Source organism: Aeromicrobium wangtongii (assembly GCF_024584515.1).
Classification (GTDB): Bacteria; Actinomycetota; Actinomycetes; order Propionibacteriales; family Nocardioidaceae; genus Aeromicrobium; species Aeromicrobium wangtongii.
The window spans coordinates 317,748-342,006 of record NZ_CP102173.1; the positions used below are offsets into that span (position 1 = coordinate 317,748).

The following is a 24,259-nucleotide window of genomic DNA, read 5'->3' on the forward strand; positions in this document are numbered from 1 at the left end:
CCCCTCGTCATGTCCGGGACGGGGACCGGCGCCCAGTAGGCTGGCGTCCCGTGAAGACTCTCGTCATCGGCACCGGCGGCCGCGAGCACGCCCTCGCTCTTGCTCTGTCGCGCGATCCGCAGGTCACCGAGGTGCACGCGGCCCCCGGCAACCCCGGCATCTCGACCATCGCCACCCTGCACGACGTCGATCCGCTCGACGGCCCGGCAGTCGCGGCGCTGGCCGGCTCGCTGGGCGTCGACCTCGTCGTCGTCGGCCCCGAGGCTCCGCTCGTCGCAGGTGTCGCCGACGCCGTGCGTGAGGTGGGCATCGCCTGCTTCGGCCCGTCGAAGGAGGCCGCGCAGATCGAGGGGTCCAAGGCCTTCGCCAAGCAGGTCATGGCCGCAGCCGAGGTGCCGACCGCGATGGCGCACGTGTGCGAGACGCCGCAGCAGGTCGCCGATGCGCTGGACGCCTTCGGGCCGCCCTACGTCGTCAAGGACGATGCGCTGGCCGCCGGCAAGGGGGTCGTGGTGACGAACGACCGCCAGGCCGCGATCGACCACGCCGCCGCCTGCGACCGGGTGGTGATCGAGGAGTTCCTCGACGGACCCGAGGTGTCGTTGTTCGCGATCACCGACGGCGAGACGGTCCTGCCGCTGCAGCCGGCGCAGGACTTCAAGCGTGCCTTCGACGGCGACGAGGGACCCAACACCGGCGGCATGGGCGCGTACACACCGCTGCCGTGGGCGCCGGAGGACCTGGTGGCCGAGGTGACCCGCCGGGTGCTCGTGCCGACGGTCAAGGAGATGGCCAGGCGCGGCACCCCGTTCCAGGGGCTGCTCTACGCGGGCCTGGCCCTGACCGGACGCGGTGTCCGCGTCATCGAGTTCAACGCGCGCTTCGGCGACCCGGAGACGCAGTCCATCCTGGCGATGCTGCGCACCCCGTTGTCCGCGCTCCTGCACGGCGCCGCGACCGGGACGCTGGCCGAGGTCGGGCTCCCGCAGTGGGAGCGGGCCTCGTCGGTCACGGTCGTCGTCGCCGCCGAGGGCTACCCCGAGGCGCCGGTCAAGGGGGATGTCATCGAGGGGGTCGACGCCGCGAACGAGCTCGACGGGGTCGACGTCATCCATGCCGGCACCGACGTCGTCGACGGCCGTCTCGTGACGGCCGGCGGTCGTGTCCTGTCGGTCACCGCGACCGGCGCGGACCTCGCGGAGGCACGCAGACGCGCGTACGCCGGCGTCGACCGCATCTCCATCCGGGGCAGCCACCACCGCACCGACATCGCCCTCGTGGCGGAGCAAGGGACAATGAAGTCGTGACCACACCGAACGTCCTCGCCAGCCGCTACGCCTCGCCCGAGGTGGCCCGCATCTGGTCGCCCGAGCACAAGATCGTCCTCGAGCGCCGGCTGTGGATCGCCGTCCTGCGCGCCCAGAAGGACCTCGGCGTCGAGACGCCCGACGGCGTGATCGAGGCGTACGAGTCGGTCATCGACCAGGTCGACCTCGCCTCGATCGCCGAGCGCGAGAAGGTCACCCGGCACGACGTGAAGGCCCGCATCGAGGAGTTCGCGGCGCTGGCCGGCACCGAGCACATCCACAAGGGCATGACCTCGCGCGACCTGACCGAGAACGTCGAGCAGCTGCAGATCAAGGCGTCCCTGGAGGTCATGCGTGACCGCGGGGTCGCGACGCTGGCGCGGCTGGGACGTCTGGCCGCCGAGCACGCCGAGCTCGTCATGGCCGGCCGCAGCCACAATGTCGCCGCCCAGGCCACGACGCTGGGCAAGCGCTTCGCGACCGTCGCCGATGAGCTCATGGTCGCGCTCGACCGGCTCGAGGACCTCATCGCCCGCTACCCGTTGCGCGGCATCAAGGGGCCCGTCGGCACGGCGCAGGACCAGCTGGACCTGCTCGGTGGCGACGAGGCGAAGCTGGCCGATCTCGAGCAGCGGGTCGCCCGGCACCTGGGCTTCGACAAGGTGCTGACCAGCGTCGGTCAGGTGTACCCGCGCTCGCTGGACTACGACGTCGTCACGGCGCTCGTCCAGCTGGCGGCGGCACCGTCGAACCTGGCCACGACGATCCGCCTGATGGCCGGCAACGAGATCGTGACCGAGGGATTCAAGCCCGGTCAGGTCGGCTCCAGCGCGATGCCGCACAAGATGAACACCCGCTCGTGCGAGCGGGTCAACGGCCTGGCGGTCATCCTGCGCGGCTACGTCTCGATGATCGGCGAGCTCGCGGGCGACCAGTGGAACGAGGGCGACGTGTCGTGCTCGGTCGTGCGCCGGGTGGCCCTGCCGGACGCGTTCTACGCCGCCGACGGATTGTTCGAGACGTTCCTGACCGTGCTGGACGAGTTCGGCACCTTCCCCGCGGTCATCCAGCGTGAGCTCGATCGGTACCTGCCGTTCCTGTCGACCACCAAGGTCCTGATGGCGGCGGTCCGCCAGGGACGTGGCCGGGAGACGGCCTACGACGCGGTCAAGCAGCACGCGGTCGCCGTCGCGCTGGAGATGCGCGAGAAGGGCGCCGCCGAGAACGACCTGTTCGCGCGGCTGGCCGCCGACGAGCGTCTCGGCCTGTCCGAGCAGGACCTCGCGAGCCTGGTCGCGTCCCCGATCGACTTCACGGGCGCAGCGGTCAGCCAGGTCCACGCCGTCGTGGCGCGCGTCGAGCAGATCCTTGCCGAGCATCCCGCCGCGGCGCAGTACAGCCCCGGATCGATCCTGTAGGCGCGCGATCGCGGTGAGCCTGATCGTCCTCCCGCTCATCCTGCTGCTGGCAGGAGGATGGCTCGCGGGGTGGGGGATCAGGCGGCGCCATGCCCAGCCCGCCGTCCCCGACGGCTGGAGGCGGGTCGTCGGCACGGTCATCGAGGTGGGCGACGGTGACGCCCGGCCTCCGCGGATCCAGTACCGGGCGCCCGACGGCCGGCGGCTGCGCGTCCCCGGACCGTCCGCGACCCCGCTGGCGGTGGGGGACGAGGTCGCGGTGCTGCTCGATCCGGCGGACTACACGCGGGCCCGGCTGGAGCTGACGACGCTGGAGGGCGCACGGGTCGTCCGGCTGCTGATCGCCAGCGGCGCGGTGCTGCTGGTGATCGGCGCACTGGGTGCCGTGGTTCTGCTCTAGGCTGTGCGCGTGCCACTCGACATCCCCGGAGCCACCCACCTGCACTCCGGCAAGGTCCGCGACCTGTACGAGGTGGAGTCGGGTCACCTGCTGATGGTGGCCTCCGACCGCATCTCGGCCTTCGACTTCATCCTCTCGCCGGGCATCCCCGACAAGGGCGAGATCCTCACCCGGATGTCGCTGTGGTGGTTCGACCAGCTCGCCGACCTGGTGCCCAACCACGTCGTGTCGACGCAGGTGCCCGAGCGTGTCCGCGGTCGCGCACTGATCGTCGAGAAGCTCGACATGTTCCCGGTCGAGTGCGTCGCTCGGGGCTACCTGACCGGTTCGGGCCTGCTCGACTACCAGGCCACGGGCGAGGTGTGCGGGGTGCCGTTGCCTCGCGGACTGGTCGACGGGTCCCGCCTGCCCGAGCCGATCTTCACCCCGGCCACGAAGGCCGAGCTCGGCGAGCACGACGAGAACGTCTCGTTCGAGCACATCACCGGCACCGTGGGGGCAGAGACCGCGAACGCCCTGCGCGACCTGACGTTGACGATCTACGCCCGGGCCGAGCAGATCGCCCGCGAGCGCGGCATCGTCCTGGCCGACACGAAGCTGGAGTTCGGCGCCCGCCCCGACGGCACGATCGTCCTGGGCGACGAGGTGCTGACCCCCGACTCGTCCCGGTTCTGGCCGGCCGACTCGTGGCAGCCGGGCCGGGCGCAGCCGTCGTACGACAAGCAGTTCGTGCGCAACTGGCTGATCTCGCCCGAGAGCGGCTGGGACCGCGCGAGCAACACGCAGCCGCCCTCGCTGCCCGCCGAGATCGTCGAGAAGACGCGCGAGAGGTACGTCCAGGCGTACCAGCAGCTGACCGGCGAGACGTTCTGAGGTCACGCGGCGAGCCAGGTGACTCCCCAGTAGTCTGACGAGAGACCGTCGTCACACCAAGGAGCGATAGTGGCCAATCTTGCCGCCCTGCTGGAGAATTCCGCCGAGAAGTACGCCGATCGCACCGCGATCGTCTTCGGTGACACGCGCCTGACGTACGCACAGGTCGACGGGGCTGCCAACCAGGTCGCCAACCTCCTGGTCGCGCGCGGGATCGAGCCCGGCGACAAGGTGGCGCTGTCGTCGCCGAACCTGCCGTACTTCACGATCGTCTACTACGGGATCCTCAAGGCCGGCGGCACCGTGGTGCCGCTGAACGTCCTGCTCAAGCCGCGCGAGGTCGCCTACCACCTGGCCGACTCGGGCGCGAAGGCCTACTTCGCCTTCGAGGGCACGCCGGACCTGCCGATCGGCGAGAACGCCTGGGAGGGCTTCCAGGCGACCGACACGTGCTCGGAGTTCTTCCTGATCCGCATGGACGCCAAGTGGCCGGCGCCGATCTCGCCGCCGGAGTACTTCGCCCCGCTGGTCGCGGAGCAGCCGACGACCTTCGAGACCGTCGAGCGCGATGACGACGACACCGCGGTCATCCTGTACACCTCGGGCACCACGGGGCAGCCCAAGGGCGCCGAGCTGCGCCACCGCAACATGCGCGACAACGCGCTGTCGAGCAAGGACCTGTTCGGGGCGGACGCGTCGAACCCCGACACGTACCTGTGCGTGCTGCCGCTGTTCCACTCGTTCGGGCAGACCGTCATCCAGAACGGCGCCTTCGCCTTCGGCGGGACCGTGGTGATGCTGCCGCGGTTCGAGGCCAAGGCGGCACTCGACCTGATGCTGCGCGAGAAGGTCACCTTCTTCGCGGGCGTCCCCACGATGTACTGGGGGCTGCTCGCCGCCCTGGACGACAGCGTCGACGTGGCCACGCTCGCGGCGAACCTGCGGGTCGCGGTCGCCGGTGGAGCGGCCCTGCCCGTGGAGATCCACAAGCAGTTCAAGGACCGGTTCGGCGTCACGATCCTGGAGGGCTACGGGCTCTCGGAGACGTCCCCGGTCGCCTCGTTCAGCGTCTACGGCCAGGAGCCGCGGGTCGGCTCGATCGGTGTGCCGATCCCGGGTGTCGAGATGAAGCTGATCAACGACGACTGGACCGATGTGCCTGACGCCCCCGACGCGGTCGGTGAGATCGCGATCAAGGGCCACAACGTCATGAAGGGCTACCACGGCCGCCCGGAGGCGACGGCCGCGGCGATCCATGACGGCTGGTTCCGCTCCGGCGACCTGGCCAAGAAGGACGAGGACGGCTTCTACTACATCGTCGACCGGTCCAAGGACATGATCATCCGCGGCGGCTACAACGTGTACCCGCGCGAGATCGAGGAGGTGCTGATGACGCACCCGGCGGTCTCGCTGGTCGCGGTCATCGGCGTCCCGAACGACCAGCACGGTGAGGAGATCAAGGCCGTCGTGGTCAAGAACAAGGATCACGATGACGTCAGCGAGGACGATCTCGCGGCTTGGGCCAAGGAGCAGATGGCGGCCTACAAGTACCCGCGCATCGTCCAGTTCGTCGACGAGCTCCCCATGACGTCCACGGGCAAGATCCTCAAGCGCGAGCTGTCCTGACCCCACCCACCCCCAGCCTCATCGCTGACGCGTGGCTTGCGCACGGCGAGGCGTGGCTTGCGCACGGCGAGGCGTGGGTTGCGTACGGCGAGGCGTGGCTTGCGCACGGCGAGGCGTGGGTTACGCACGGCGAGGCGTGGGTTACGCACGGCGAGGCGTGGGTTACGCACGGCGAGGCGTGGCTTGCGCGCCATCCAAGGTGGACAGAACCCACGCGTCAGCGGGCGTAACCCACGCGTCAGCGTGCGTAACCCACGCGTCAGCGTGCGTAACCCACGCGTCAGCGTGCGTAACCCACGCGTCAGCGTGCGTAACCCACGCGTCAGCGGGCGGAACCCACGCGTCAGCGTGCGTAACCCACGCGTCAGCGGTCCAGTAGGATTCTGGGCATGCCTCGCATTGTCGTCGACGTCATGCCCAAGCCGGAGATTCTCGACCCGCAAGGCAAGGCCGTCCACGGCGCCCTGCCGCGGCTGGGCTTCCACGCCGTGACGGATGTCCGTCAGGGCAAGCGCTTCGAGCTCGAGGTCGAGGCCGCCGACGACGCGACCCTCGCCGAGGTGCACGAGCTCGCCGGGACCCTGCTGTCCAACCCGGTCATCGAGGACTACGCGGTCCGGGTCGAAGCATGAAGATCGGCGTCGTCACGTTCCCCGGCTCGCTCGACGACGTCGACGCGCAGCGCGCGGTGCGCCTGGCCGGCGGTGAGCCGGTCGCGCTGTGGCACGGCGATCACGACCTGTTGGGCGTCGACGCGGTCATCCTGCCGGGCGGCTTCTCGTACGGCGACTACCTGCGCTGCGGCGCCATCGCCCGCTTCGCCCCGGTCATGACCGAGGTCGTCGCGGCGGCCCAGGGCGGCATGCCGGTGCTGGGCATCTGCAACGGCTTCCAGATCCTGTGCGAGTCGCACCTGCTGCCGGGCGCGCTGATCCGCAACAACCACCGCACGTTCGTGTGCCGCGACCAGGTGCTGCAGGTCGAGAACGCCTCGACGGCGTGGACCACCGCCTACACCGCCGGCCAGCAGATCACCGTCCCGCTCAAGAACGGTGAGGGCGGCTTCGTCGCCGACACCGAGACCCTCGACCGGCTCGAGGGGGAGGGGCAGGTCGTGGTCCGCTACGTCGGCCAGGACCCCAACGGCTCGCTGCGCGCGATCGCCGGCATCACCAACGAGCGCGGCAACGTCGTGGGCCTCATGCCCCACCCCGAGCACGCGATCGAGGACCTCACCGGCCCCGGCACCGACGGGCTGGGCTTCTTCACCTCCGCCGTGCAGGCCCTCATGTCGGTCTGACCAAGCGGGCTGGAACAATCTGCGGCATGGATCTTCCCCTCGCCTGGTCAGTGCTCCTGCTCGTGGCAGGGCTGTGGAACGTCGCGATCTGGCCCCAGTTCTGGCGCCGCATCGTCAAGGACGAGCGCGCCCGCACCGCCGACGGCGCGACGACGACGTTCTACCGTGTCCACGCCGTCATCATCGGCCTGTCGTTCGTGTTCGGCGTGGCCATTGCGGTGCTCGGAATCCTGACGCTGTTCTGAGCGTTGGACCGGGCATGACCAACAACGTCGTGCACAACACCGATCAGCGCCGCTACGAGATCCTCGTCGACGGGATCCTCGCCGGGTTCGCCGAGGCCCACGAGGACGGGGACGTCGTGACGATGCCCCACACCGAGATCTTCGAGCAGTTCGGGGGCCAAGGGCTCGGCAGCGAGCTCGTGTCGGGGGCGCTGGACGACATCCGCGTCCGCGGGAAGAAGATCGTCCCGACCTGCTCCTACGTGGAGCGCTTCGTCCAGAAGCACCGTGATTACGCCGATCTCGTGGCCTGAGTGCGGCGTCACACGCTCCCGAATCGTTGCCGGCGGCTGGCGCCTGATAACATGTGAATACGTGAACGCGCCGATCTGGCGCTGTTCCGGCCCGACGAAGTAGCGCGATCACTCGCGTGAAATGGATATCGGGCTTCGTTTCCCGAATCGTCTGAGAGTTTCTTGAACCAGCCTGCCGGCAGCACTGCGCTGCCCACCTTCACATCCCTCGATCTTCCCGCCGCGTTGGTATCCGCGTTGGCACGCCAGGAGATCCTCAACCCCAGCCCGGTCCAGATGGCGGTCATCCCCGACGCCCTCGCCGGTCGCAACGTCCTCGGCCGTGCCCGCACCGGCTCAGGCAAGACCCTGGCCTTCGGCCTGCCGGTCCTGGCCCGACTCGCCGGACGCACCAGCCGTCCCAAGGCCCCCCGCGGCCTGATCCTGCTGCCGACCCGCGAGCTGGCCACCCAGGTCCGCTCCGCGATGGAGCCGCTCGCCCAGAAGATGGGCCTGCGCCTCACGACCGTCTACGGCGGCGTCCCGATCAACAAGCAGATCAACACGCTCAAGAACGGCGTGGACATCGTCATCGCGACCCCCGGTCGCCTGACCGATCTGCTCGACCGTCGCTGCATGACGCTCGACGACATCGAGATCACGGTCCTCGACGAGGCCGACCACCTGTGCGACCTGGGCTTCTACAAGCCGATCGACGCGATCTTGGCCAAGACCCGCGAGAGCAGCCAGCGGCTGCTGCTGTCGGCGACGCTCGACGGCGACGTCAACAAGCTGGTCAAGCGCCACCTGCCGCAGCACGTGATGCACGAGGTCGACTCGGGCGAGAGCGCCGTCGACACGATGGAGCACCACGTGCTGATCAGCTCGGCGACCGACAAGTCCAAGGCTGCCTTCGACCTGCTGCGCGCCAACCCGCGCAGCATCGTGTTCACCCGGACGCGTCGCGGCGCCATGCGCCTGGCCAAGCAGCTGACGCAGAACGGCATCGAGGCCGTCGACATGCACGGTGACCTCTCGCAGCGGCACCGCGAGCGCAACCTCGAGGCCTTCAGCACCGGTCGCGCCAGCGTCATCGTCGCCACGGACGTCGCCGCCCGCGGCATCCACGTCGACGGCATCGGCCTGGTCGTGCACTACGACGTCCCCGCCGAGCACAAGGCCTACCAGCACCGGTCGGGTCGCACGGCCCGCGCCGGCGAGTCGGGAGCCGTGGTCACCATGACCACCCCCGAGGCGCTGCGCGACGTCATCCAGCTGCAGAACAAGGCCGGCGTCACGGCCCGTCACCACGATGTGCGCACCGCGCCGTCGCCGATGACGGTCGACGCTCTGTCCGGCGCGGGCACCGAGGCGCCCCACGCCTCGACCGTGCGCCAGGGCGCCCGCTCCGCCGGCAACGGCGGCGGACGCACTCGCGGCAGCAGCGGACGGCCCCAGGCCGGCGGCTTCCGTGGCAACGGTGGCGGACGCCCGCAGGGCAGCGGCGGCAACCGCGGCGGTGGCGGCGGACGTCGTCGCTCCGGCGGCTCAGGTGGAACCGGTGGCTCGACCCGGGTCTACTCCTCTTCGTAACATCTGCTGAACGACGAACACACGGCGCCATTCCCGGTCACGCACCGGGAGTGGCGCCGTTCGTCGTTCAGCAGGGACGCGCCATGAGCCGAGCTCAGGCCACCGGCAGCATCGCGTCCGCGTGGATGACGTCCTTGTGGAAGCGCTTGTGGATGTAGAGCTTGTCGCCGAGGGTCGTGCACTTCCACCACAGCCCGCTGGGCGGACCGATGCGGGTGGCGCGTGGGAGCTCGCGCAGCACCTTCCGGGGCGTGCCCTGCGTCCACTTGCCGCAGTCGAGCACGAGGATGCGCTGATTGGTGACGACGACGGCCTCGTAGCGGTTCCAGAAGATCCACAGGTAGGTCAGGGCGCCCCACCAGCCGCTGATGCGCTGGCCGGCCATGACGGCCACCACGGGCTCGTCCGGGCGCAGGAACTGCTTGGAGTTCTCGGTGATCTTGTCGCGAATCATGATGGCCATGCCCGGACGCTAGGGCACCGGCCGCGGCGAGGCGGGGAGCCTCGCCGACCGAGTCGGTGCGAGCGGCCACGGTGCGCCATGCTTGGGGGCATGCTCGTGAAGGCCCGTATGCCGCGCATCGGTCTGCTGGGTCCTGCGTTCATCGCCGCAGTGGCCTATGTCGACCCGGGCAATGTGGCCACCAACGTCTCGGCGGGCTCGAAGTTCGGCTACACCCTGGTGTGGGTCGTCGTGATGGCCAATGCCATGGCGGTGCTGGTGCAGTACCTGTCGGCGAAGCTGGGCATGGTCACCGGGATGTCCCTGGCCGGCCACATGGGGCAGCGCCTGCCGCGGAGACGGCGGATCGCGTTCTGGTTGCAGGCCGAGGCGATCGCGGTGGCCACCGACCTGGCCGAGGTCGTCGGCGGGGCCATCGCCCTCAACCTGCTGTTCGACCTGCCGCTCATGGTCGGTGCGGTCATCACCGCGGCCGTGGCCATGGTGATCCTGCGCATCGGCGACGTGCGCGGGCAGCACGCGCTGGAACGCGTCATCATCGGCTTCCTGATGCTGATCGCCGTCGGTTTCATGGCCGGGTTGTTCATCGACCCGCCACCCGCCGGCCCGCTCGCGGGAGGCCTGGTCCCGTCGTTCGAGGGTGCCGAGAGCGTCCTGCTGGCCTCCGGCATCATCGGGGCGACCGTCATGCCGCACGTCATCTACCTGCACTCGAGCCTCACGACGTCCCGGCTGGGCAGCCGCGGCGAGGGCCGCAGCATGCGGGAGCTGCTGGCCGCCACCCGCACCGATGTGGCGCTGGCGCTGATCCTGGCGGGGGTGCTGAACCTGTCGCTGCTGGTCGTCGCCGCGACCAGCCTGGACGGCCTGCCGGGCACCGACACCCTCGAGGGCGTGCACGCCGTGGTGACCTCCGAGCTGGGTGCCGGCGTCGCGCTGCTGTTCGCGGTGGCGCTCCTCGGCTCCGGCCTGGCGTCGACATCGGTCGGCAGCGCCGCAGGAGCCGAGGTCATGCAGGGACTGCTCGGTGTGCGCATGCCGGTCCTGTTGCGCCGGGTCATCACGCTGATCCCGGCCCTGGTCGTCCTCGGGCTGGGTGCCGAGCCGAGCCGGGCCCTCGTGGTGTCGCAGGTGGTGCTCTCGATCGGCATCCCCTTCGCGCTCGTCCCGCTCATGGTGCTGACCTCCCGTCGCGACGTCATGGGCGAGCACGTCAACGCGCGGGGGACGACGGTGGCCGCCGGGGTCGTCGCGACGATCGTGATCGCGCTCAACCTGTCGCTGCTGTGGCTGACGTTCGTGGGTTGAGTCACGCCTCGCGGGGTACTGCCGTCGGGTGGAGCACCTGATCGACGCCAACTTCGTGTATCTGCTGATCGGGCTGGCGCTCCTGATCGCGGTCGTCCTGCCCGCGGCCCTGCGCACCGTGGCGCTCTCACCGCCCGTCGTGCTGCTGGCGCTCGGGGCGCTGATGGGGCTGCTGCCGCTGCCGGACGCGGCCCAGCTCAAGCCGATCGAGGACCGCGCCGTCCTGGAGCACCTGACTGAGCTCACGGTCATCATCTCGCTGATGGGGGTGGGGCTGGCGCTCGACCGTCCCCTGAACATCCGTTCGTGGGCGTCGTGGCAGCGTTGGGGAGCGACGTGGCGGCTGCTCGCGATCGGCATGCCGCTGGCGATCGCGACGACCGCCTGGCTCGGCTGGTGGGTGTTGGGCCTTGCCCCGGCCTCGGCGATCCTGCTGGGTGCCGCGCTCGCCCCCACCGACCCGGTGCTGGCCTCCGACGTCCAGGTCGAGGGGCCCACGACCGACGAGGCCGATGAGGAGAAGATCGACGAGCGCGACGAGGTGCGGTTCGCCCTGACGTCCGAAGCGGGCCTGAACGACGGGATGGCCTTCCCGTTCGTGCACCTGGCGATCCTCGTGGCCGGTGCCACGACCCTCGGCGACTGGGGGCCGACGTGGTTCGCCTGGGACCTGGTCGGCATGGTCGTGGTGGGCGTCGTGATCGGGATGCTGACGGGCTGGGCGCTGGCCAGGGCGGCCTTCCGCTCGCGGCGGCCCTCGATCCGCACCGCCGAGACCGGTGAGCCGCTGCTGGCGCTCGCCGCGGTGCTGCTGTCCTACGGGCTGGCCCAGGTCGCCCACGGCTACGGCTTTCTCGCGGTGTTCGCCTGCGCCATGACGCTGCGATCGATGGAGCGGAGCGCCGACTACCACGCCCTGATGCACCAGGTCGTCGAGCGGCTCGAGCGTCTGCTGACGCTGATCGTCCTGCTGGTGCTCGGAGTCGCGATGACCAATGGTCTGCTGGGCTCGCTGAGCTGGCGGGGCGCCGCGCTGGGCATCGGCCTGGTGCTGGTGGTCCGCCCCGTCACGGCCTGGCTGGCCCTGCGGATCGGTGCGGGCGTGCGGACCCGCGAGGGGGAGAAGGGGCTGGGTCGCCGGGAGCGGCTCGCGACGGCCTTCTTCGGCATCCGGGGCATCGGCTCGATCTACTACCTGGCCTATGCCACCGGTGCCGAGGAGTTCAGCGACGTCGACACCCTGTGGTCGACGGTCGCCTTCGTGATCGCGGTGTCGGTCGTCCTGCACGGGGTCACGGCCACCCCGGTCATGCGATGGCTGGACGACCGCCGAGCCACGGTCGAGAATTGACCCATGCCCGAGCTGCCCGAGGTCAACGCCCTGGTCGAGTTCCTCGACGCGCAGATGGCCGGGGCGGTCGTCGCCGGGGTCGAGCTGGCGTCCTTCGCGGTGCTGAAGACCTATGACCCGCCGGCGTCCGCACTGCAGGGCATGGAGGTCACCGGGGTCAGCCGGCACGGCAAGTTCATCGACATCGACGTCAGCGGCATCCATGTGATCATCCACCTGGCGAAGGCGGGTTGGCTGCGATGGTCCGAGAAGCTGCCCGACACCCGGCTCAAGCTGGGAGCAAGCAACATCGCGGCGCGCGTGCGCCTGGACCGTGGGGACGGCCCGACGATCGGCTTCGACGTCACGGAGGCCGGCACCCGCAAGGGCCTGGCGATGTACATCGTCCACTCGCCGGACGAGGTCCCCGGCGTCGCCGCACTGGGCCCCGATCCGCTCGCGCCGGGGTTCGAGCTGCGGCCGGTGCTGGCGCGGCGCATGCAGGTCAAGCGGCTGTTGCGCGACCAGAAGATCATCGCCGGGGTCGGCAACGCCTACAGCGACGAGATCCTGCACGCGGCCCGCCTGTCGCCGTTCGCGATCGCCGAGAACCTGTCGGAGGACGAGATCGGCCGCCTGGAGGATGCCGTGCAGACCGTCTTGCGCGAGGCCGTCGAGGAGGCGCGGGGCAAGCCGGCGGACGAGCTGAAGGACGACAAGCGCACCCGCATGCGCGTGCACGGCCGGGCGGGGGAGACCTGCCCCGTCTGCGGCGACACCGTGCTGGAGGTCGTCTACGCCGACTCCTCGCTGCAGTACTGCCCCACGTGCCAGACCGGCGGCAAGCCGCTCAAGGACCGGACGACGAGCAAGTTCCTGAAGTAGCCGGGGCTAGCCGGCGGCCACCAGGGCGACCGCGACCGCGGCGGCCAGCAGGCCGACCCCCTGCCAGCGCTGCACCCGCTCGCGCAGGACGACCGCGGCCAGCAGCACCGTGCTGGCCGGGTAGAGCGATGAGATCACCGAGACCACCGACAGCAGGCCGTGCTGGGTCGCGTAGAGGAACGCCCCCTGGGCGACGGCCCCGAGCGGCCCCATCATGGTGGCCTTCCACGCGGCTCGTTCCCGCGGGATCCACGACTGCCGCAGGACGATGGCCGTCACGATGATGCTCAGGATCGACGTGATCTGTGACATCGCGAGCGGGTACAGGCCGCCGTCCTCGCCCACCTGGCCCAGGCAGGTGAACAACAGGCCGAAGCCGATGCCCGCCAGCACGCCGTCCAGGACACCGGAACGGTGGGCGGGGCTGTCGTCCGACACCCGCGAGATCAGGACGATCGCCGGGAAGGCCAGGATGACCCCGAGCAGCGTCAAGGACGACGGACGCTCCCCGGTCGCCAGGCCGACCGCGACCGGGATGAGGGCGGTGCCGACGCCGGACAGCGGCGCCACGACGCTCATCCGCGCCGTGGACAGGCCGCGATACAGGAAGGCGGCACCGAAACCGCCGCCCAGCCCGGCCAGCGCGCCGTACGCCAGGTCGTGCGTGGTCGGGGACCCGCCCACGATCAGTGCCGCTGCGATGCTGAGGACGCCGGACGACGACTGGCCGACGACCGCGATCTGCCAGGGCGGTACCCGTTTGGAGAAGATGCCGCCGAGGAAGTCGGAGGTGCCGTAGGCCCATGCCGACAGCAGGGACAGGAGGATTGCCACCGGCGCAGCATACGATGCATGAGTATGAGATTCCGCCGCACAGGAGCGCTGGGTGCGCACGCCAATGCCGCCGTCCACGAGTTCGCCGCACGCGTGGACGGAGGGACGACCGAGGTGGCCGCCCGGGCCGCCCAGGTCATCACCGTGGCCGTGCGACTCCTGCGCATCCCCACGGCGCTGATCGGTCTCGGGTCGATCCCGTTCATCGTCGCCGCGCTCGTGATCGCGATCCTGTCCGGCGGTGTGGCCGGGCTGGTGCTCGGCCTGCTCGGGCTGGTCATGGCCGGAGCCAATGTGGTGTTCTGGATCCGCCGGCGCAATCTGCTCAAGGCCGTCGACGATCCCGACCAGCTGGCCACGGAGCTGGCCATCATGCTCACGATGACCGGCAAGGTCGACGAGGCCCGGGGTGCACTGACCCGGATCGCCGGCGGCGGCGGCTGGCGCGTCCTGGAACGGCTGCGCGGTCTGTGGCAGGGCGCGCAGATCCCGGGACGGTGGATCGACCAGATCGACGACCTGCCGCGGGCCCGCTACTTCGGGCCACCCCGTCTCGGGACGACCATCTCGATGGCCGTCACGGCGCTGTGGCTCGTGCCGATCTCGGTGATCGTGGCCCTGTTCGCCGTGATCGGGTACCTCGCCGGTTCGCTCTGAGCCGTCAGGCCCCCGGCCCCGACATCTCGGCGCTGCGGCCCATGCGGTCACGGATCGCCGGGGTGAGGTCGGTCGCGCGCCGTGCCATGTCCAGGACGGACTGGGCGACGCGGCCGGCGAACCACCGCGCGCCGTGGGCGTCCAGCTCGTCGGCCAGGGCCACGATGGCAGGGATGTCGTAGTCGCGAACGGCCCGGGCGAAGTCCTGCCAGATCAGCGGGGTGCCGCTGGGGTCGACGAGGTGGTCGACCGCGTCGCCCAGCATGCCGACCTGCGGTGGCCCGCCGATGAGCACGGCGGTGCCGGCGGCCTCGATCTGGGTCAGCAGCAGGTGCCGTTCGCGGGCCTCGTCGATGACGCCGCCGAGAATCTCCATCGCCAGCTCCGGCTCGGCCAGCGCATCGTGGGTGCTGGCGAGCATGACCCGCCGGATCAGCTCGAGATGGGGGACCCGGGACGGGTGCCGGTTCGCCTCGGCCAAGAGGACGCGCGCCTCGTCGGGACGGCCCGTCTGCACGAGGCACTCCGCGGTCATGGCCTCGACCCAGCCGCGGACCTGGTGCGGGTCGTGGCTGCCGACGCCGGCGAGGAACTCCGCAGAGGCAGCCAGGGCCGCCGGGATGTCGCCGCGTCCCATCGAGACGTACGTCTGCAGGGCCGCGGCGAGCCGACCGCTACCGGTGCGGGCGAACACGCCGGACGCGTACTCGCGCAGGGCATGGTCGGCTCCCTGCAGGTCGAGGGCCGACATCAGTGACAAGATGTGGACCTCGCGCGCCATGTCGAGGTGGTACGCGGTCACCGCGTCCTGCCGCTCGGCCAGGATGGCGAGTGCGAAGTCGGCCGACTCGACGGCCTGGTCGGGGCGCCCTGCCTGGAGCAGCACCGACGAGAGGCTGGCGAAGGCCACCGCCCGGTTGCCGGTCGACAGGTCGGTCGAGAACGCCACGGACCGCATCCGGTGCGCGAGCTTCTCGTCCCCCGAGGCCCACGACCGTGAGGTCAGGTCGGCCAGCGTGCGCACGACCTCGCGCGAGCGTCGTCGTTCCGGGTCACCGGCCACGACCGCCCGATGGGTCAGCCGGGCCCTCTCCACGTCGTCCTCGAGCAGGGTGGCCACCCGCAGGTAGGCCAGGAGCTCGTCCTCCGACAGATGGATCGGATCGAGCTGCCGGAAGACTTCCATGACCCCCTCGGGGTCGCCGAGCTCGTTGAACGCGAAGCCGCGCTCGAGCGGGGCGACGAGCTCGTGCTGGTCGTTGACGGCCGGATCGGAGTACACCAGCGCACGTCGGTAGGCACCCAACAGATTGGCGTGCCGCGCCGCATGCGCCGCCAGACCCACCGGCAGCAGCCGGCCGGTCGAGCGCCACCAACCGGCCGCTTGTGCTGCCACGGCGGGGTGGGCCAGGGTCCGGGGCACGCTGTAGACGAAACGGTCGAACAGCTCGATGCGACGATGCGAGCTCAGTCTCCAGGCGATCAGCGTGCCCTCGGCGGGGACCGTGAACTTCAGCAGGTCGTGGCGGAGCGTCAGGACGCCGTGCGTCACCGCGGTGGCGACTGCCTCCTCGCCGCAGCAGCCGCGGGCCTCCGCCGCGTCGAGCTGGCCCAGCATGGCTGCCAGGTGCAGCAGGTCCTGGATCGGTGCGGATTCGCCCCCCCGCTCGGGCCATGCGTCCGGCAGCCCGGCGAGCAGCCGCGTGCTGGTCCCCGGACGGGCCGGGTCGGGCACGAGGACGCGGTCGACCACCACGAGGAGGCCGGACTCCACCGCGGCATCGGCCAGATGCTTCAGGACGCCGGGGGAGCCGCCGCTGCGTGCCAGCAGCAGGTCCACGACCTCCGGATGGGGATCGGCCCCGAATCGCCCGCGCAGGAGGTCGGCGAGGGTCGCAGCGTCCAGTGGCTCGGTCGTGACCAGGGTGCCGGCGGCGGCGAGCCGCGGGTGGTCGCGCAGACCTTCGGGGGTCGTTGTCGCGACGAGCCGGATCAGGCGCCTGGTCGCCAGCCGGGTGAGCACCTCGAGGCTGTCCGCATCGCACAGGTGTGCCTCAGCCAGCACGACGTGCGGTGTCGCCGGCCGGTCGCGCAGATCTTCTGCCACCCACCGTTCGACCTCGTCCAGGTCCGGCATCGAGCGCAACGAGCTGTCGAACAGCTGCGAGACGGCCAGCCGCTCCAGGTCCTGGTCGCCGGGGCGCGCGGCGTGCCGGCTGAGGGTGCTCCCGCTGGCGGGCAGGGTGATCTCCCCGGCGAGCAGCGTGCGACCGGTGCCCGTGGGACCGACGACCAGGAGGAGCGACGACTCACCGAGACGGTCGCGGGCGTGCTCGACGAAGGTCGCCGGGAACGTCGACGGCCAGGGGCCCGCAACGGCGACAGCAGAGTCCTTCGGCACGTCCCGCTCCCCTCTGGGTGGCCCCGGATGCGCTCACGATAGCGGTACGGAGGGGCCAGACCGCGGGGCGGCGAGGCAGCGACCCGTCCGGACGTGCGGAATGCGGGAGCGCTGCGCGCGGTTGAGATCCACGTGCCCCAGCTCTTCGACCCCCTGACCATGCGCGGCGTCACCGCGCGCAATCGCATCTGGCTGGCTGCCATGTGCCAGTACAGCTGCTTCGAGCGCGACGGGATGCCGACCGACTGGCACCTGGTGAACCTCGGGCAGCACGCCACCGGCGGATTCGGTGTGGTGATGACCGAGGCGACAGCGGTCGTCCCGGAGGGCCGGATCAGCCCCGAGGACACCGGCATCTGGTCGGACGAGCACATCGCGCCCTGGCGCCGCATCGCCGACTTCGTCCGGGAGCAGGGTGCGGTGCCCGCGATGCAGCTCGCCCACGCCGGGCGCAAGGCGTCGACGTACGGCCTGGGCGGCTCGGACGGCACCGTGCCGCCGGCCGAAGGGGGATGGGAGCCCGTGGCTCCCTCAGCCGTGGCCTATGAGGGGTACGCGACGCCGCGCGAGCTGACCACAGCGGAGGTCGAGCAGATCCCGGCGGCCTTCGCCGCCGCTGCCGCGCGCGCCGACCGCGCCGGCTTCGACGTGGTCGAGATCCACGCCGCCCACGGCTACCTGCTCCACCAGTTCCTGTCACCGCTGTCCAACCAGCGCACCGACCAGTACGGCGGCTCGTTCGAGCACCGCACGCGCCTGGTCGTCGAGGTCGTCGATGCGGTGCGTGAGGTGTGGCCCGCGGACAAGCCGCTGTTCATCCGGTTCTCCGCGACCGACTGGGCCGACGGCGGCTGGGACGTGGAGCAGACCGCGCGCCTGTCCGGGCAGCTGAAGGGGCATGGCGTCGATCTGGTCGACGTGTCGTCCGGAGGCCTGGTCGCGCACCAGCAGATCGCCGTCTGCCCCGGCTACCAGGTGCCGTTCGCCGCCCAGGTCCGCGACGAGGCGGATGTCCCGGTCGTCGCGGTCGGTCTGATCACCGAGCCGAAGCAGGCCCAGGCCGTGCTCGACGAGGGGTCCGCCGACGCGATCATGCTGGCCCGGGTCGCCATCCGTGAGCCCGGCTGGCCGCTGCGGGCCGCGCACGAGCTGGGCCTGGAGGCCAAGGACGCCCCGTATCCGCCCCAGCACGTCCGTGGTGCGTGGCGCTGACCGATAGGATCGGGCGCGTGACTGAAGCAGCCTCGCGCACCGTCCTGCACGGCCTCGACACGGTGGCCCTCGCCGCCACGACCCCTGATCAGTCACAGCCGTGGGCTGAGCTGGGTCTCAAGGCCGATGAGTACGACCGCATCCGGGAGATCCTCGGCCGGCGCCCGACCGGCGCCGAGCTGGCGATGTACTCGGTGATGTGGAGCGAGCACTGCTCCTACAAGTCCTCCAAGGTGCACCTCAAGAAGTTCGGCGACCTCCCGCAGGAGACCCCGCTGGGCCGGACGCTGGCCGGCATCGGTGAGAACGCCGGTGTCATCGACATCGGTCAGGGCTACGCCGTGACGTTCAAGGTCGAGTCGCACAACCACCCGTCGTACGTCGAGCCCTACCAGGGTGCCGCGACCGGCGTCGGCGGCATCGTGCGCGACATCCTGGCGATGGGTGCGCGCCCGGTCGCGGTCATGGACCCGCTGCGCTTCGGACCGCTCGACGCCGACGACACCAAGCGCGTCATGCCCGGCATCGTGGCCGGTGTCGGTGGCTACGGCAACTGCCTGGGCCTGCCGAACATCGGCGGTGAGGTCGTCTTCGACGAGACCTACCTCGGCAACCCCCTCGTCAACGCCCTGTGCGTCGGCGTCCTGCGGCACGAGGACCTCCACCTGGCGTTCGCGTCCGGCGTGGGCAACAAGGTCGTCCTGTACGGCGCCCGCACGGGCGGCGACGGCATCGGCGGCGTGTCCGTGCTCGCGTCCGAGACCTTCGATGCTTCGACAGGCTCAACAACCGGGGGTCCGTCGAAGCGTCCGGCCGTGCAGGTCGGTGACCCGTTCATGGAGAAGCTCCTGATCGAGTGCACGCTCGAGCTGTTCGCCGCCCAGGTCGTCAACGGCATCCAGGATCTCGGCGGCGCCGGACTGTCGTGCGCGACCAGCGAGCTCGCCTCGGCCGGCAGCGGCGGCATGCACGTCGAGCTGGACACCGTGCCGCTGCGCGACTCGACGCTCTCGCCCGAGGAGATCCTCATGAGCGAGTCGCAGGAGCGCATGATGGCCGTCGTCGAGCCGCAGCACCTCGACGCCTTCATGGCGATCTGCGACAAGTGGGACGTCGAGGCGGTCGTGGTCGGCGAGGTCACCGACGGCGAGCACCTGGTCATCGACTGGCACGGCGAGACGGTTGTCGACGTGCCGCCGCGCTCGGTCGCCCACGACGGACCGACGTACGACCGTCCCTATGCGCGTCCGTCCTGGCAGGACGCCCTGCAGGCCGATGCCGCCGAGCAGCTGGCACGTCCCGCCACCGGCGACGAGCTGCGCGATCAGCTGGTCGCGGTGGTCTCGTCGCCCAACATGGCCGACAAGTCGTGGGTCACCGACCAGTACGACCGCTACGTGCAGGGCAACACGGTCCTGGCGCAGCCCGAGGACGCCGGCGTCATCCGCATCGACGCCGACACGAACCTGGGTGTCGCGGTCTCGACCGACTGCAACGGCCGCTTCGCCAAGCTCGACCCCTACACGGGTGCCCAGCTGGCCCTGGCCGAGTCGTACCGCAACGTGGCCGTGACCGGCGCGCTGCCGCTGGCCGTGACCGACTGCCTCAACTTCGGCTCGCCGGAGAACCCCGACGTCATGTGGCAGTTCGAGCAGGCCACCCACGGGCTCAAGGACGCCTGCGAGGTGCTGGGCATCCCGGTCACCGGCGGCAACGTGTCGTTCTACAACCAGACCGGCGAGACACCGATCCTGCCGACGCCCGTCGTCGGCGTGCTGGGGGTCATCGACGATGTCCGCCGGCGCGTCAAGCAGGGCTTCACGACCGACGGCAGCCATGTGCTGGTGCTCGGCGAGACCCGCGAGGAGCTCTCCGGGTCGACGTGGGCCGATGTCGTCCACTCGCACCTGGGTGGCATGCCGCCCGTCGTCGACCTGGAGGCCGAGCGCGCGCTGGCCAGCCTGATGATCGAGGCGGCCGCCACGGGCGTCGTCGAGTCGGCCCACGACCTGTCCGACGGCGGACTGGCCGTCGCGCTGGCCGAGGCGTCCTTCCGTCACGGGGTCGGCGTCACGGTCGATCTCGACGATCCGTTCGTCGAGCTGTTCAGCGAGTCGTCCGCGCGTGCCATGGTCGTCGTCGCGGAGGACCGCCACGAGGCGCTCGTGTCGCTGGCCGAGAAGCACGGGGTGGACCTCGCATCGGTCGGTCGCACGGGCGGCGACACGATCGAGGTCGCCGGCCAGCTCAGCATCCCGGTCGCCGAGCTCAAGGCCGCCTGGCAGGCGACCCTGCCGGCAGTGCTCGGCGCGCAGCTGGCCTAGCCATGGCGCGCTACACGCCCCTGACGCACGAGGAGTTCGCGCAGATCTGCGCCCGCCTCGACGCAGGGGAGCCGACGCGGGCCGATCTGAAGGCGGCCACCAAGCACCTGGCGGCCCTGCTGGTGCAGAAGGCGCCGGGGGCGAGCGTCGAGGTGCGCATCCCCCCGTTCGCTGCTGTCCAGGTCATCGCCGGCGCCCGGCACACCCGGGGCACGCCACCGGCGGTCGTCGAGATGGACGCCGCGACGTGGATCGCCCTGGGACGCGGGCGGCTGCAGTGGGCGGATGCGAAGGTCAGGGCGTCGGGGGAGCGGTCGGACCTGTCACCGCTGCTGCCGCTGGACGTGGCCTGACGGGTCACCGCACCGCTGCGAGGGCCCGCTCCGGGTAGTTCGTGGTCACCATCCACACGGACGCATCGTTCATCCACCGATCGAGCTCGGCAGGGCGGTCGACGGTCCACACCAGCAGCGGGAGACCGCGTCGTCGGGCGTAGCTGCGCAACGACCACCGGGCCAGAGCCTTGTGGGAGACCACCAGGTTGGCGTGGCTGAGCCGGATGCGTGTGCGCGGAAACGCGGCCTCGAGGCGGACGAGCCGGCGACGCCACGGCCGGCCGTCCCATGAGCGGGGACTCGATGACAGCCCCACCAGGAGCCCGGGCGCGTTCTCGCGCGACCACGCCACGATGCGGCGGACCGTGGAGTCCTCCGCCGTCGTGATGATGACGTCGTCGGCGCCGAGCGTCGCCACGACGTGCTGCACCAGGTCCAGCGCCCGGTGGCGCACCTTGAGGTCGACATGGGCCTTGATCCGTCCGCGGATCAGGGTCAGCACCTCGTCGAGCGTCACGAGCGCCGTCTCGGTGAGCTGGTCGTGGCGGTGCCCCGCGATCGAGCGGGCCGTCCCGTCGGACAGCTCGTCGTCGTGGAAGACGACCGGCACACCGTCGGCGGTGAGGCGGACGTCGAACTCGACGTAGTCGCAGCCCATCGCGATCGCCTGCTCGAAGGCGGCCAGCGTGTTCTGCGAGGAATGATCGTCTGCCGCGCCACCGCGGTGGGCCGAGATCAGGACCACGTGCGTCTAGGCGGTCTGCCCGCGCTGGAGCTCGGCCCAGACGCTGGCCTCGGTGGTCGTGTAGCCCGGCAGGCCGCGGGACCGGCGGTAGGCCTGGACGGCCTTGACCGTCGACGAGTCGTAGACGCCGGTCAGCCGAGGCCTCGCACCCGCCGCCACCAGGGAACGCTGCAGGCGCCACACCGACGGGCCGACCGAACCCTGCTTGAGCACGCGCGGGTTGCGTCCGCCCGACAGCAGGGCCGTCCACGTGGCCCGCGTCGCCGTGCCCGTGGGCCCCCAGCCGAGCGAGGCGCGGAAGGCATCGACGGCCCGGGCTGTGCCGATGCCGTAGTGCTGGTCGACCGAGGACAGGACCCCGCGGCGGCGCAGCAGGCACTCCAGGGTCTTGACCTGCGGCCCCTTCGACCCGATCTTGAGCGTCGCGTACCGGGTGAAGGTCTGCTTGACGCCGCACAGCGTGGGCGTCTTGCCGGGACGAGAGCCCTTGCCGACGTCGAGGTAGTTCTTGTCGATCAGCACGGACGCCCCGCCGTAGGCGACGGTCGTGTCGAGCTGGTACTGGTGGATGCGCTGCTTCTTCCAGCCGCTGTTGGACAGGTACGGCCCACCCTTGGTGTCGGCCTTGCCGTTGCCCCACGCGATCCACATCTGGTCAGGCGCCCGGAATCCCTTCCGCCCGGACCGGCGGGCCTGGTCGACGGCCTGGATCGCGGCGGAGCCGCTGGAGTAGAGCCCCGACTTGTAGCCCTTGCCGTGCAGGTACCGCGTCCAGGCGTCGACGAACTCCAGCACGATGCGGTCGCACTTCGCGGTGCGCGAGTACCACTCGATGTCCAGGTACGACACGCTGCGCTTGCCGAATCCGTACCTCTTGAGGGCGGCGATGGTCTCCCGGGCCTCGGTCCGCGCCTGCTGGCGCGCGGTCTTGGCGCTGTTGGACATCTTCGGCTTCTGCACCGAGCTCTTGGGGTTGTTCGCGAAGCAGGGAGCCTGGCGGCCGACGTGGATGGGCAGGAAGCGCCAGCCGTTGCGGGCGTTCTGGGCGACCCACTGCGGGCTCAGGTTGGGCTGCTTGTCGTCGCCGCAGAACCGAGAGATGCCCGAGATGTAGATGCCGACGGCGCTGAACGGGGATGTGAGGTTCCAGGCGTCCATCGTGGCCTGGTCGGGTGCGACGCAGGTGTCGAAGCCGTGACCCGTGAAGCTGCCCGGGGCCGATGGCCTCGCGGCCTGCGCGGGTGAGGACATCAGGACCGAGGCGATGAGCCCGATCCCCAGTCCGACGAGCGTGAGCCGAGAGGTCCGAGAAGGCATGACCTCGAGGCTACGTCGTCCGGCAGGGGTTTGTCAGGCCGTCCGGCCCCGCTGCAGCTGCGCCCACACCGTCTTGTCGGTCGTCGTGTACCCGCTGAGCTTGCGAGCCTTGCGGTAGGCCTGGACGGCCTTGACCGTCTTGGCGTCGTAGACGCCGCTGAAGCCCGGCTTGAGCCCGGCCGCGGTCAGCGCACGCTGCAGGCGCCAGACCGACTGACCCACCGATCCCTGCTTGAGCACACGGGGATTCGTCCCGCGGGCGAGCAGGGCCGTCCACGTCGCGCGGTTCGTGGTGCCGGAGGTGCCCAGGCCCTTGGCGCGGCGGAACTTCTTGACCGCCTTGGCGGTGCCGGTGCCGTACTTGGTGTCGACCGTCTTGAGGTAGCCCTGGTTCTTGAGCAGGCACTCCAGCGCCGTGACCTCGCGCCGCTTCGCGCCGACCTTGAGCGTCGGGTAGCTGGTGAACGAGCGGGTGTGGCCGCACGGCTTGGACTGCCTGACCGCGACCGAGCCCCGGCCCACGTCCAGGAAGTTCTTGTCGATGGTCAGCGTCTTTCCGCCGTGCTTGACGTTGATGTCGTTGTGGTACTGGTGGATGCGCTGGTGATTGGTCCAGCCGCTGTCGGACAGGTACGGCCCGCCCTTGGTGTCGGCCTTCTTGTTGACCCAGGCGTTCCACATGTGATCGGGCAGCGTGAAACCGGGCCGTCCGGCGAGGCGGGCCTCGTCGACGAGCTTGATGGCGGCCGAGCCGCTGGAGTACAGACCCGACAGGTAACCCTGTGCGTGCAGGTGCTCGGTCCAGGCGTCGATGAACTCCAGGACGATGGTGTCGCAGGCGGCCGTCCGGGCGTACCACTCGATGTCGAGGTAGGAGACGCTGCCGGCGCCGAAGCCGTACTTGCGCAGGGCGGCGATGGTCTCCTGCGCCTCGGCCACGGCCTGGGTGCGGGCCGTCGCGACGCTGGAGGACATCTTCTTCTTCTGGACCCGGCTGGCCGGGTTGTTCTTGAAGCACGGCGACTGGCGTCCGACATGGATCGGCATGAACCGCCAGCCGTTGTTGGCATTGCGCTGGACCCACGTCCGGCTCAGGTTGGTCTGGTACTTGTCGCCGCAGTAGCGCGAGCTGCCCGAGACGTAGATGCCGATCGCGCTGAACGGCGAGGTCAGGTTCCAGGTGTCCATCGTGGACTGGTTCGGCGCGACGCACGTGTCGAAGCCGTGACCCGTGAAGTCACCGGGGGCCTGGGGCGTCGCCGCCTGGGCAGGCATGGCGAGCAGGACGGACGCGGCGAGACCGGTGAACAGACCGGCGACGAGCAGCCGGGTGGAGGACCGGCGGGCAGAAGACCGCACGTGGGGAAGGACAGGCAGACGCATGGGCCCGAGGGTACGTCGTGGCGAGATGTGT

General features: G+C 70.6%; 23 protein-coding genes. 17 read left to right on the forward strand and 6 right to left on the reverse strand.

The annotated features are described in order from the left end of the window. The first annotated feature begins 50 nt into the window (after positions 1-50). The 10 genes from purD to NQV15_RS18100 all read left to right on the forward strand — a co-directional run bounded on the left by purD (position 51) and on the right by NQV15_RS18100 (position 9,034). Positions 51-1,307: a phosphoribosylamine--glycine ligase gene (purD, locus tag NQV15_RS01610; RefSeq protein ID WP_232403249.1), complete on the forward strand. Its 1,257-nt coding sequence runs from the start codon at positions 51-53 to the stop codon at positions 1,305-1,307. Continuing rightward, the gene (gene purB, locus NQV15_RS01615; RefSeq protein ID WP_232403250.1) at positions 1,304-2,725 is read left to right on the forward strand and encodes an adenylosuccinate lyase; all 1,422 of its coding nucleotides are present in this window, start codon (positions 1,304-1,306) and stop codon (positions 2,723-2,725) included. Before purD ends, purB begins: the two co-directional genes overlap by 4 nt. A gap of 13 nt (positions 2,726-2,738) precedes the next feature. Next, the gene (locus NQV15_RS01620; protein WP_232403251.1) at positions 2,739-3,125 is read left to right on the forward strand and encodes a DUF3592 domain-containing protein; all 387 of its coding nucleotides are present in this window, start codon (positions 2,739-2,741) and stop codon (positions 3,123-3,125) included. A gap of 9 nt (positions 3,126-3,134) precedes the next feature. After that, complete coding sequence (locus tag NQV15_RS01625) at positions 3,135-3,998, forward strand: phosphoribosylaminoimidazolesuccinocarboxamide synthase (RefSeq protein ID WP_232403252.1); 864 nt, start codon at positions 3,135-3,137, stop codon at positions 3,996-3,998. Between the two features lie 69 nt (positions 3,999-4,067). After that, positions 4,068-5,624, forward strand: a complete 1,557-nt coding sequence (locus NQV15_RS01630; RefSeq protein ID WP_232403253.1) for a long-chain-fatty-acid--CoA ligase — start codon at positions 4,068-4,070, stop codon at positions 5,622-5,624. Between the two features lie 389 nt (positions 5,625-6,013). Then, the gene (gene purS / locus NQV15_RS01635) at positions 6,014-6,256 is read left to right on the forward strand and encodes a phosphoribosylformylglycinamidine synthase subunit PurS (protein ID WP_232403261.1); all 243 of its coding nucleotides are present in this window, start codon (positions 6,014-6,016) and stop codon (positions 6,254-6,256) included. Next, complete coding sequence (purQ, locus tag NQV15_RS01640) at positions 6,253-6,924, forward strand: phosphoribosylformylglycinamidine synthase subunit PurQ (RefSeq protein WP_232403262.1); 672 nt, start codon at positions 6,253-6,255, stop codon at positions 6,922-6,924. The genes purS and purQ overlap by 4 nt, the downstream gene beginning before the upstream one ends. A 26-nt stretch (positions 6,925-6,950) precedes the next feature. After that, a complete protein-coding gene (locus NQV15_RS01645) occupies positions 6,951-7,169 on the forward strand; it encodes an SCO4848 family membrane protein (RefSeq protein ID WP_232403263.1) in 219 nt (72 codons plus the stop codon). Positions 7,170-7,183: 14 nt separating this feature from the next. After that, positions 7,184-7,462, forward strand: coding sequence for a GNAT family N-acetyltransferase (locus tag NQV15_RS01650; protein WP_232403264.1), 279 nt, complete (start codon positions 7,184-7,186; stop codon positions 7,460-7,462). Positions 7,463-7,624: 162 nt separating this feature from the next. Then, positions 7,625-9,034: a DEAD/DEAH box helicase gene (locus NQV15_RS18100; protein ID WP_304523591.1), complete on the forward strand. Its 1,410-nt coding sequence runs from the start codon at positions 7,625-7,627 to the stop codon at positions 9,032-9,034. A 94-nt stretch (positions 9,035-9,128) separates the two neighbouring features. On the opposite strand, the gene NQV15_RS01660 is transcribed toward NQV15_RS18100, so the two are convergent. Further along, positions 9,129-9,497: a hypothetical protein gene (locus tag NQV15_RS01660; RefSeq protein WP_232403265.1), complete on the reverse strand. Its 369-nt coding sequence runs from the start codon at positions 9,495-9,497 to the stop codon at positions 9,129-9,131. A gap of 126 nt (positions 9,498-9,623) precedes the next feature. Between NQV15_RS01660 and NQV15_RS01665 the strand changes: the two genes are divergently transcribed. The 3 genes from NQV15_RS01665 to NQV15_RS01675 are packed head-to-tail and all read left to right on the forward strand — an operon-like array spanning position 9,624 to position 13,020. Then, complete coding sequence (locus tag NQV15_RS01665; RefSeq protein ID WP_232403476.1) at positions 9,624-10,805, forward strand: Nramp family divalent metal transporter; 1,182 nt, start codon at positions 9,624-9,626, stop codon at positions 10,803-10,805. 28 nt (positions 10,806-10,833) lie between these two features. Then, positions 10,834-12,156 (forward strand): cation:proton antiporter, encoded by a 1,323-nt coding sequence (locus NQV15_RS01670; RefSeq protein ID WP_232403276.1) that lies wholly within the window; start codon positions 10,834-10,836, stop codon positions 12,154-12,156. 3 nt (positions 12,157-12,159) lie between these two features. Then, entirely contained in the window at positions 12,160-13,020 is an 861-nt protein-coding gene (locus NQV15_RS01675; protein ID WP_232403279.1) for an Fpg/Nei family DNA glycosylase, read from the forward strand. A 6-nt stretch (positions 13,021-13,026) separates the two neighbouring features. Here the strand turns inward: NQV15_RS01675 and NQV15_RS01680 are convergent, their stop codons facing one another. Further along, on the reverse strand, positions 13,027-13,854 hold the full coding sequence (locus tag NQV15_RS01680) for a DMT family transporter (RefSeq protein ID WP_232403280.1): 828 nt from the start codon (positions 13,852-13,854) through the stop codon (positions 13,027-13,029). An 18-nt stretch (positions 13,855-13,872) separates the two neighbouring features. Between NQV15_RS01680 and NQV15_RS01685 the strand changes: the two genes are divergently transcribed. Then, the gene (locus tag NQV15_RS01685) at positions 13,873-14,511 is read left to right on the forward strand and encodes a hypothetical protein (RefSeq protein WP_232403282.1); all 639 of its coding nucleotides are present in this window, start codon (positions 13,873-13,875) and stop codon (positions 14,509-14,511) included. A 4-nt stretch (positions 14,512-14,515) separates the two neighbouring features. On the opposite strand, the gene NQV15_RS01690 is transcribed toward NQV15_RS01685, so the two are convergent. Further along, the gene (locus NQV15_RS01690; protein ID WP_232403283.1) at positions 14,516-16,912 is read right to left on the reverse strand and encodes a hypothetical protein; all 2,397 of its coding nucleotides are present in this window, start codon (positions 16,910-16,912) and stop codon (positions 14,516-14,518) included. A 126-nt stretch (positions 16,913-17,038) separates the two neighbouring features. Here NQV15_RS01690 and NQV15_RS01695 point away from each other — a divergent pair, with 126 nt between their 5' ends. Genes NQV15_RS01695 through NQV15_RS01705 form a run of 3 tightly spaced genes read left to right on the forward strand, consistent with a single transcriptional unit; the run spans position 17,039 to position 20,801 of the window. Then, positions 17,039-18,124, forward strand: coding sequence for an NADH:flavin oxidoreductase/NADH oxidase (locus NQV15_RS01695; RefSeq protein WP_232403478.1), 1,086 nt, complete (start codon positions 17,039-17,041; stop codon positions 18,122-18,124). A gap of 17 nt (positions 18,125-18,141) precedes the next feature. Beyond that, positions 18,142-20,448 (forward strand): phosphoribosylformylglycinamidine synthase subunit PurL, encoded by a 2,307-nt coding sequence (gene purL, locus NQV15_RS01700; protein WP_232403284.1) that lies wholly within the window; start codon positions 18,142-18,144, stop codon positions 20,446-20,448. 2 nt (positions 20,449-20,450) lie between these two features. Further along, a complete protein-coding gene (locus tag NQV15_RS01705) occupies positions 20,451-20,801 on the forward strand; it encodes a sterol carrier family protein (protein WP_232403293.1) in 351 nt (116 codons plus the stop codon). A gap of 4 nt (positions 20,802-20,805) precedes the next feature. Here the strand turns inward: NQV15_RS01705 and NQV15_RS01710 are convergent, their stop codons facing one another. From NQV15_RS01710 to NQV15_RS01720, 3 genes are read right to left on the reverse strand one after another with little or no spacing between them, the layout of a single operon-like run. After that, positions 20,806-21,528 carry a glycerophosphodiester phosphodiesterase gene (locus tag NQV15_RS01710; protein ID WP_232403295.1) on the reverse strand — a complete coding sequence of 241 codons (723 nt, stop codon included), beginning with the start codon at positions 21,526-21,528 and terminating at the stop codon, positions 20,806-20,808. Positions 21,529-21,534: 6 nt separating this feature from the next. Further along, the gene (locus tag NQV15_RS01715) at positions 21,535-22,845 is read right to left on the reverse strand and encodes a glycoside hydrolase domain-containing protein (RefSeq protein ID WP_232403296.1); all 1,311 of its coding nucleotides are present in this window, start codon (positions 22,843-22,845) and stop codon (positions 21,535-21,537) included. A gap of 33 nt (positions 22,846-22,878) precedes the next feature. Then, a complete protein-coding gene (locus tag NQV15_RS01720; RefSeq protein ID WP_232403297.1) occupies positions 22,879-24,228 on the reverse strand; it encodes a glycoside hydrolase domain-containing protein in 1,350 nt (449 codons plus the stop codon). Between the last annotated feature and the right edge of the window lie 31 nt (positions 24,229-24,259).

What these genes read in the sequence shown, in the direction of transcription:
- purS (WP_232403261.1), top strand. Translation starts at nt 6,014, where the DNA reads ATGCCTCGCATTGTCGTCGACGTCATGCCCAAGCCGGAGATTCTCGAC.
- purQ (WP_232403262.1), top strand. Translation starts at nt 6,253, where the DNA reads ATGAAGATCGGCGTCGTCACGTTCCCCGGCTCGCTCGACGACGTCGAC.
- NQV15_RS01645 (WP_232403263.1), top strand. Translation starts at nt 6,951, where the DNA reads ATGGATCTTCCCCTCGCCTGGTCAGTGCTCCTGCTCGTGGCAGGGCTG.
- NQV15_RS01650 (WP_232403264.1), top strand. Translation starts at nt 7,184, where the DNA reads ATGACCAACAACGTCGTGCACAACACCGATCAGCGCCGCTACGAGATC.
- NQV15_RS01660 (WP_232403265.1), bottom strand. Translation starts at nt 9,497, where the DNA reads ATGGCCATCATGATTCGCGACAAGATCACCGAGAACTCCAAGCAGTTC.
- NQV15_RS01675 (WP_232403279.1), top strand. Translation starts at nt 12,160, where the DNA reads ATGCCCGAGCTGCCCGAGGTCAACGCCCTGGTCGAGTTCCTCGACGCG.
- NQV15_RS01685 (WP_232403282.1), top strand. Translation starts at nt 13,873, where the DNA reads ATGAGTATGAGATTCCGCCGCACAGGAGCGCTGGGTGCGCACGCCAAT.
- NQV15_RS01705 (WP_232403293.1), top strand. Translation starts at nt 20,451, where the DNA reads ATGGCGCGCTACACGCCCCTGACGCACGAGGAGTTCGCGCAGATCTGC.
- NQV15_RS01715 (WP_232403296.1), bottom strand. Translation starts at nt 22,845, where the DNA reads ATGCCTTCTCGGACCTCTCGGCTCACGCTCGTCGGACTGGGGATCGGG.
- NQV15_RS01720 (WP_232403297.1), bottom strand. Translation starts at nt 24,228, where the DNA reads ATGCGTCTGCCTGTCCTTCCCCACGTGCGGTCTTCTGCCCGCCGGTCC.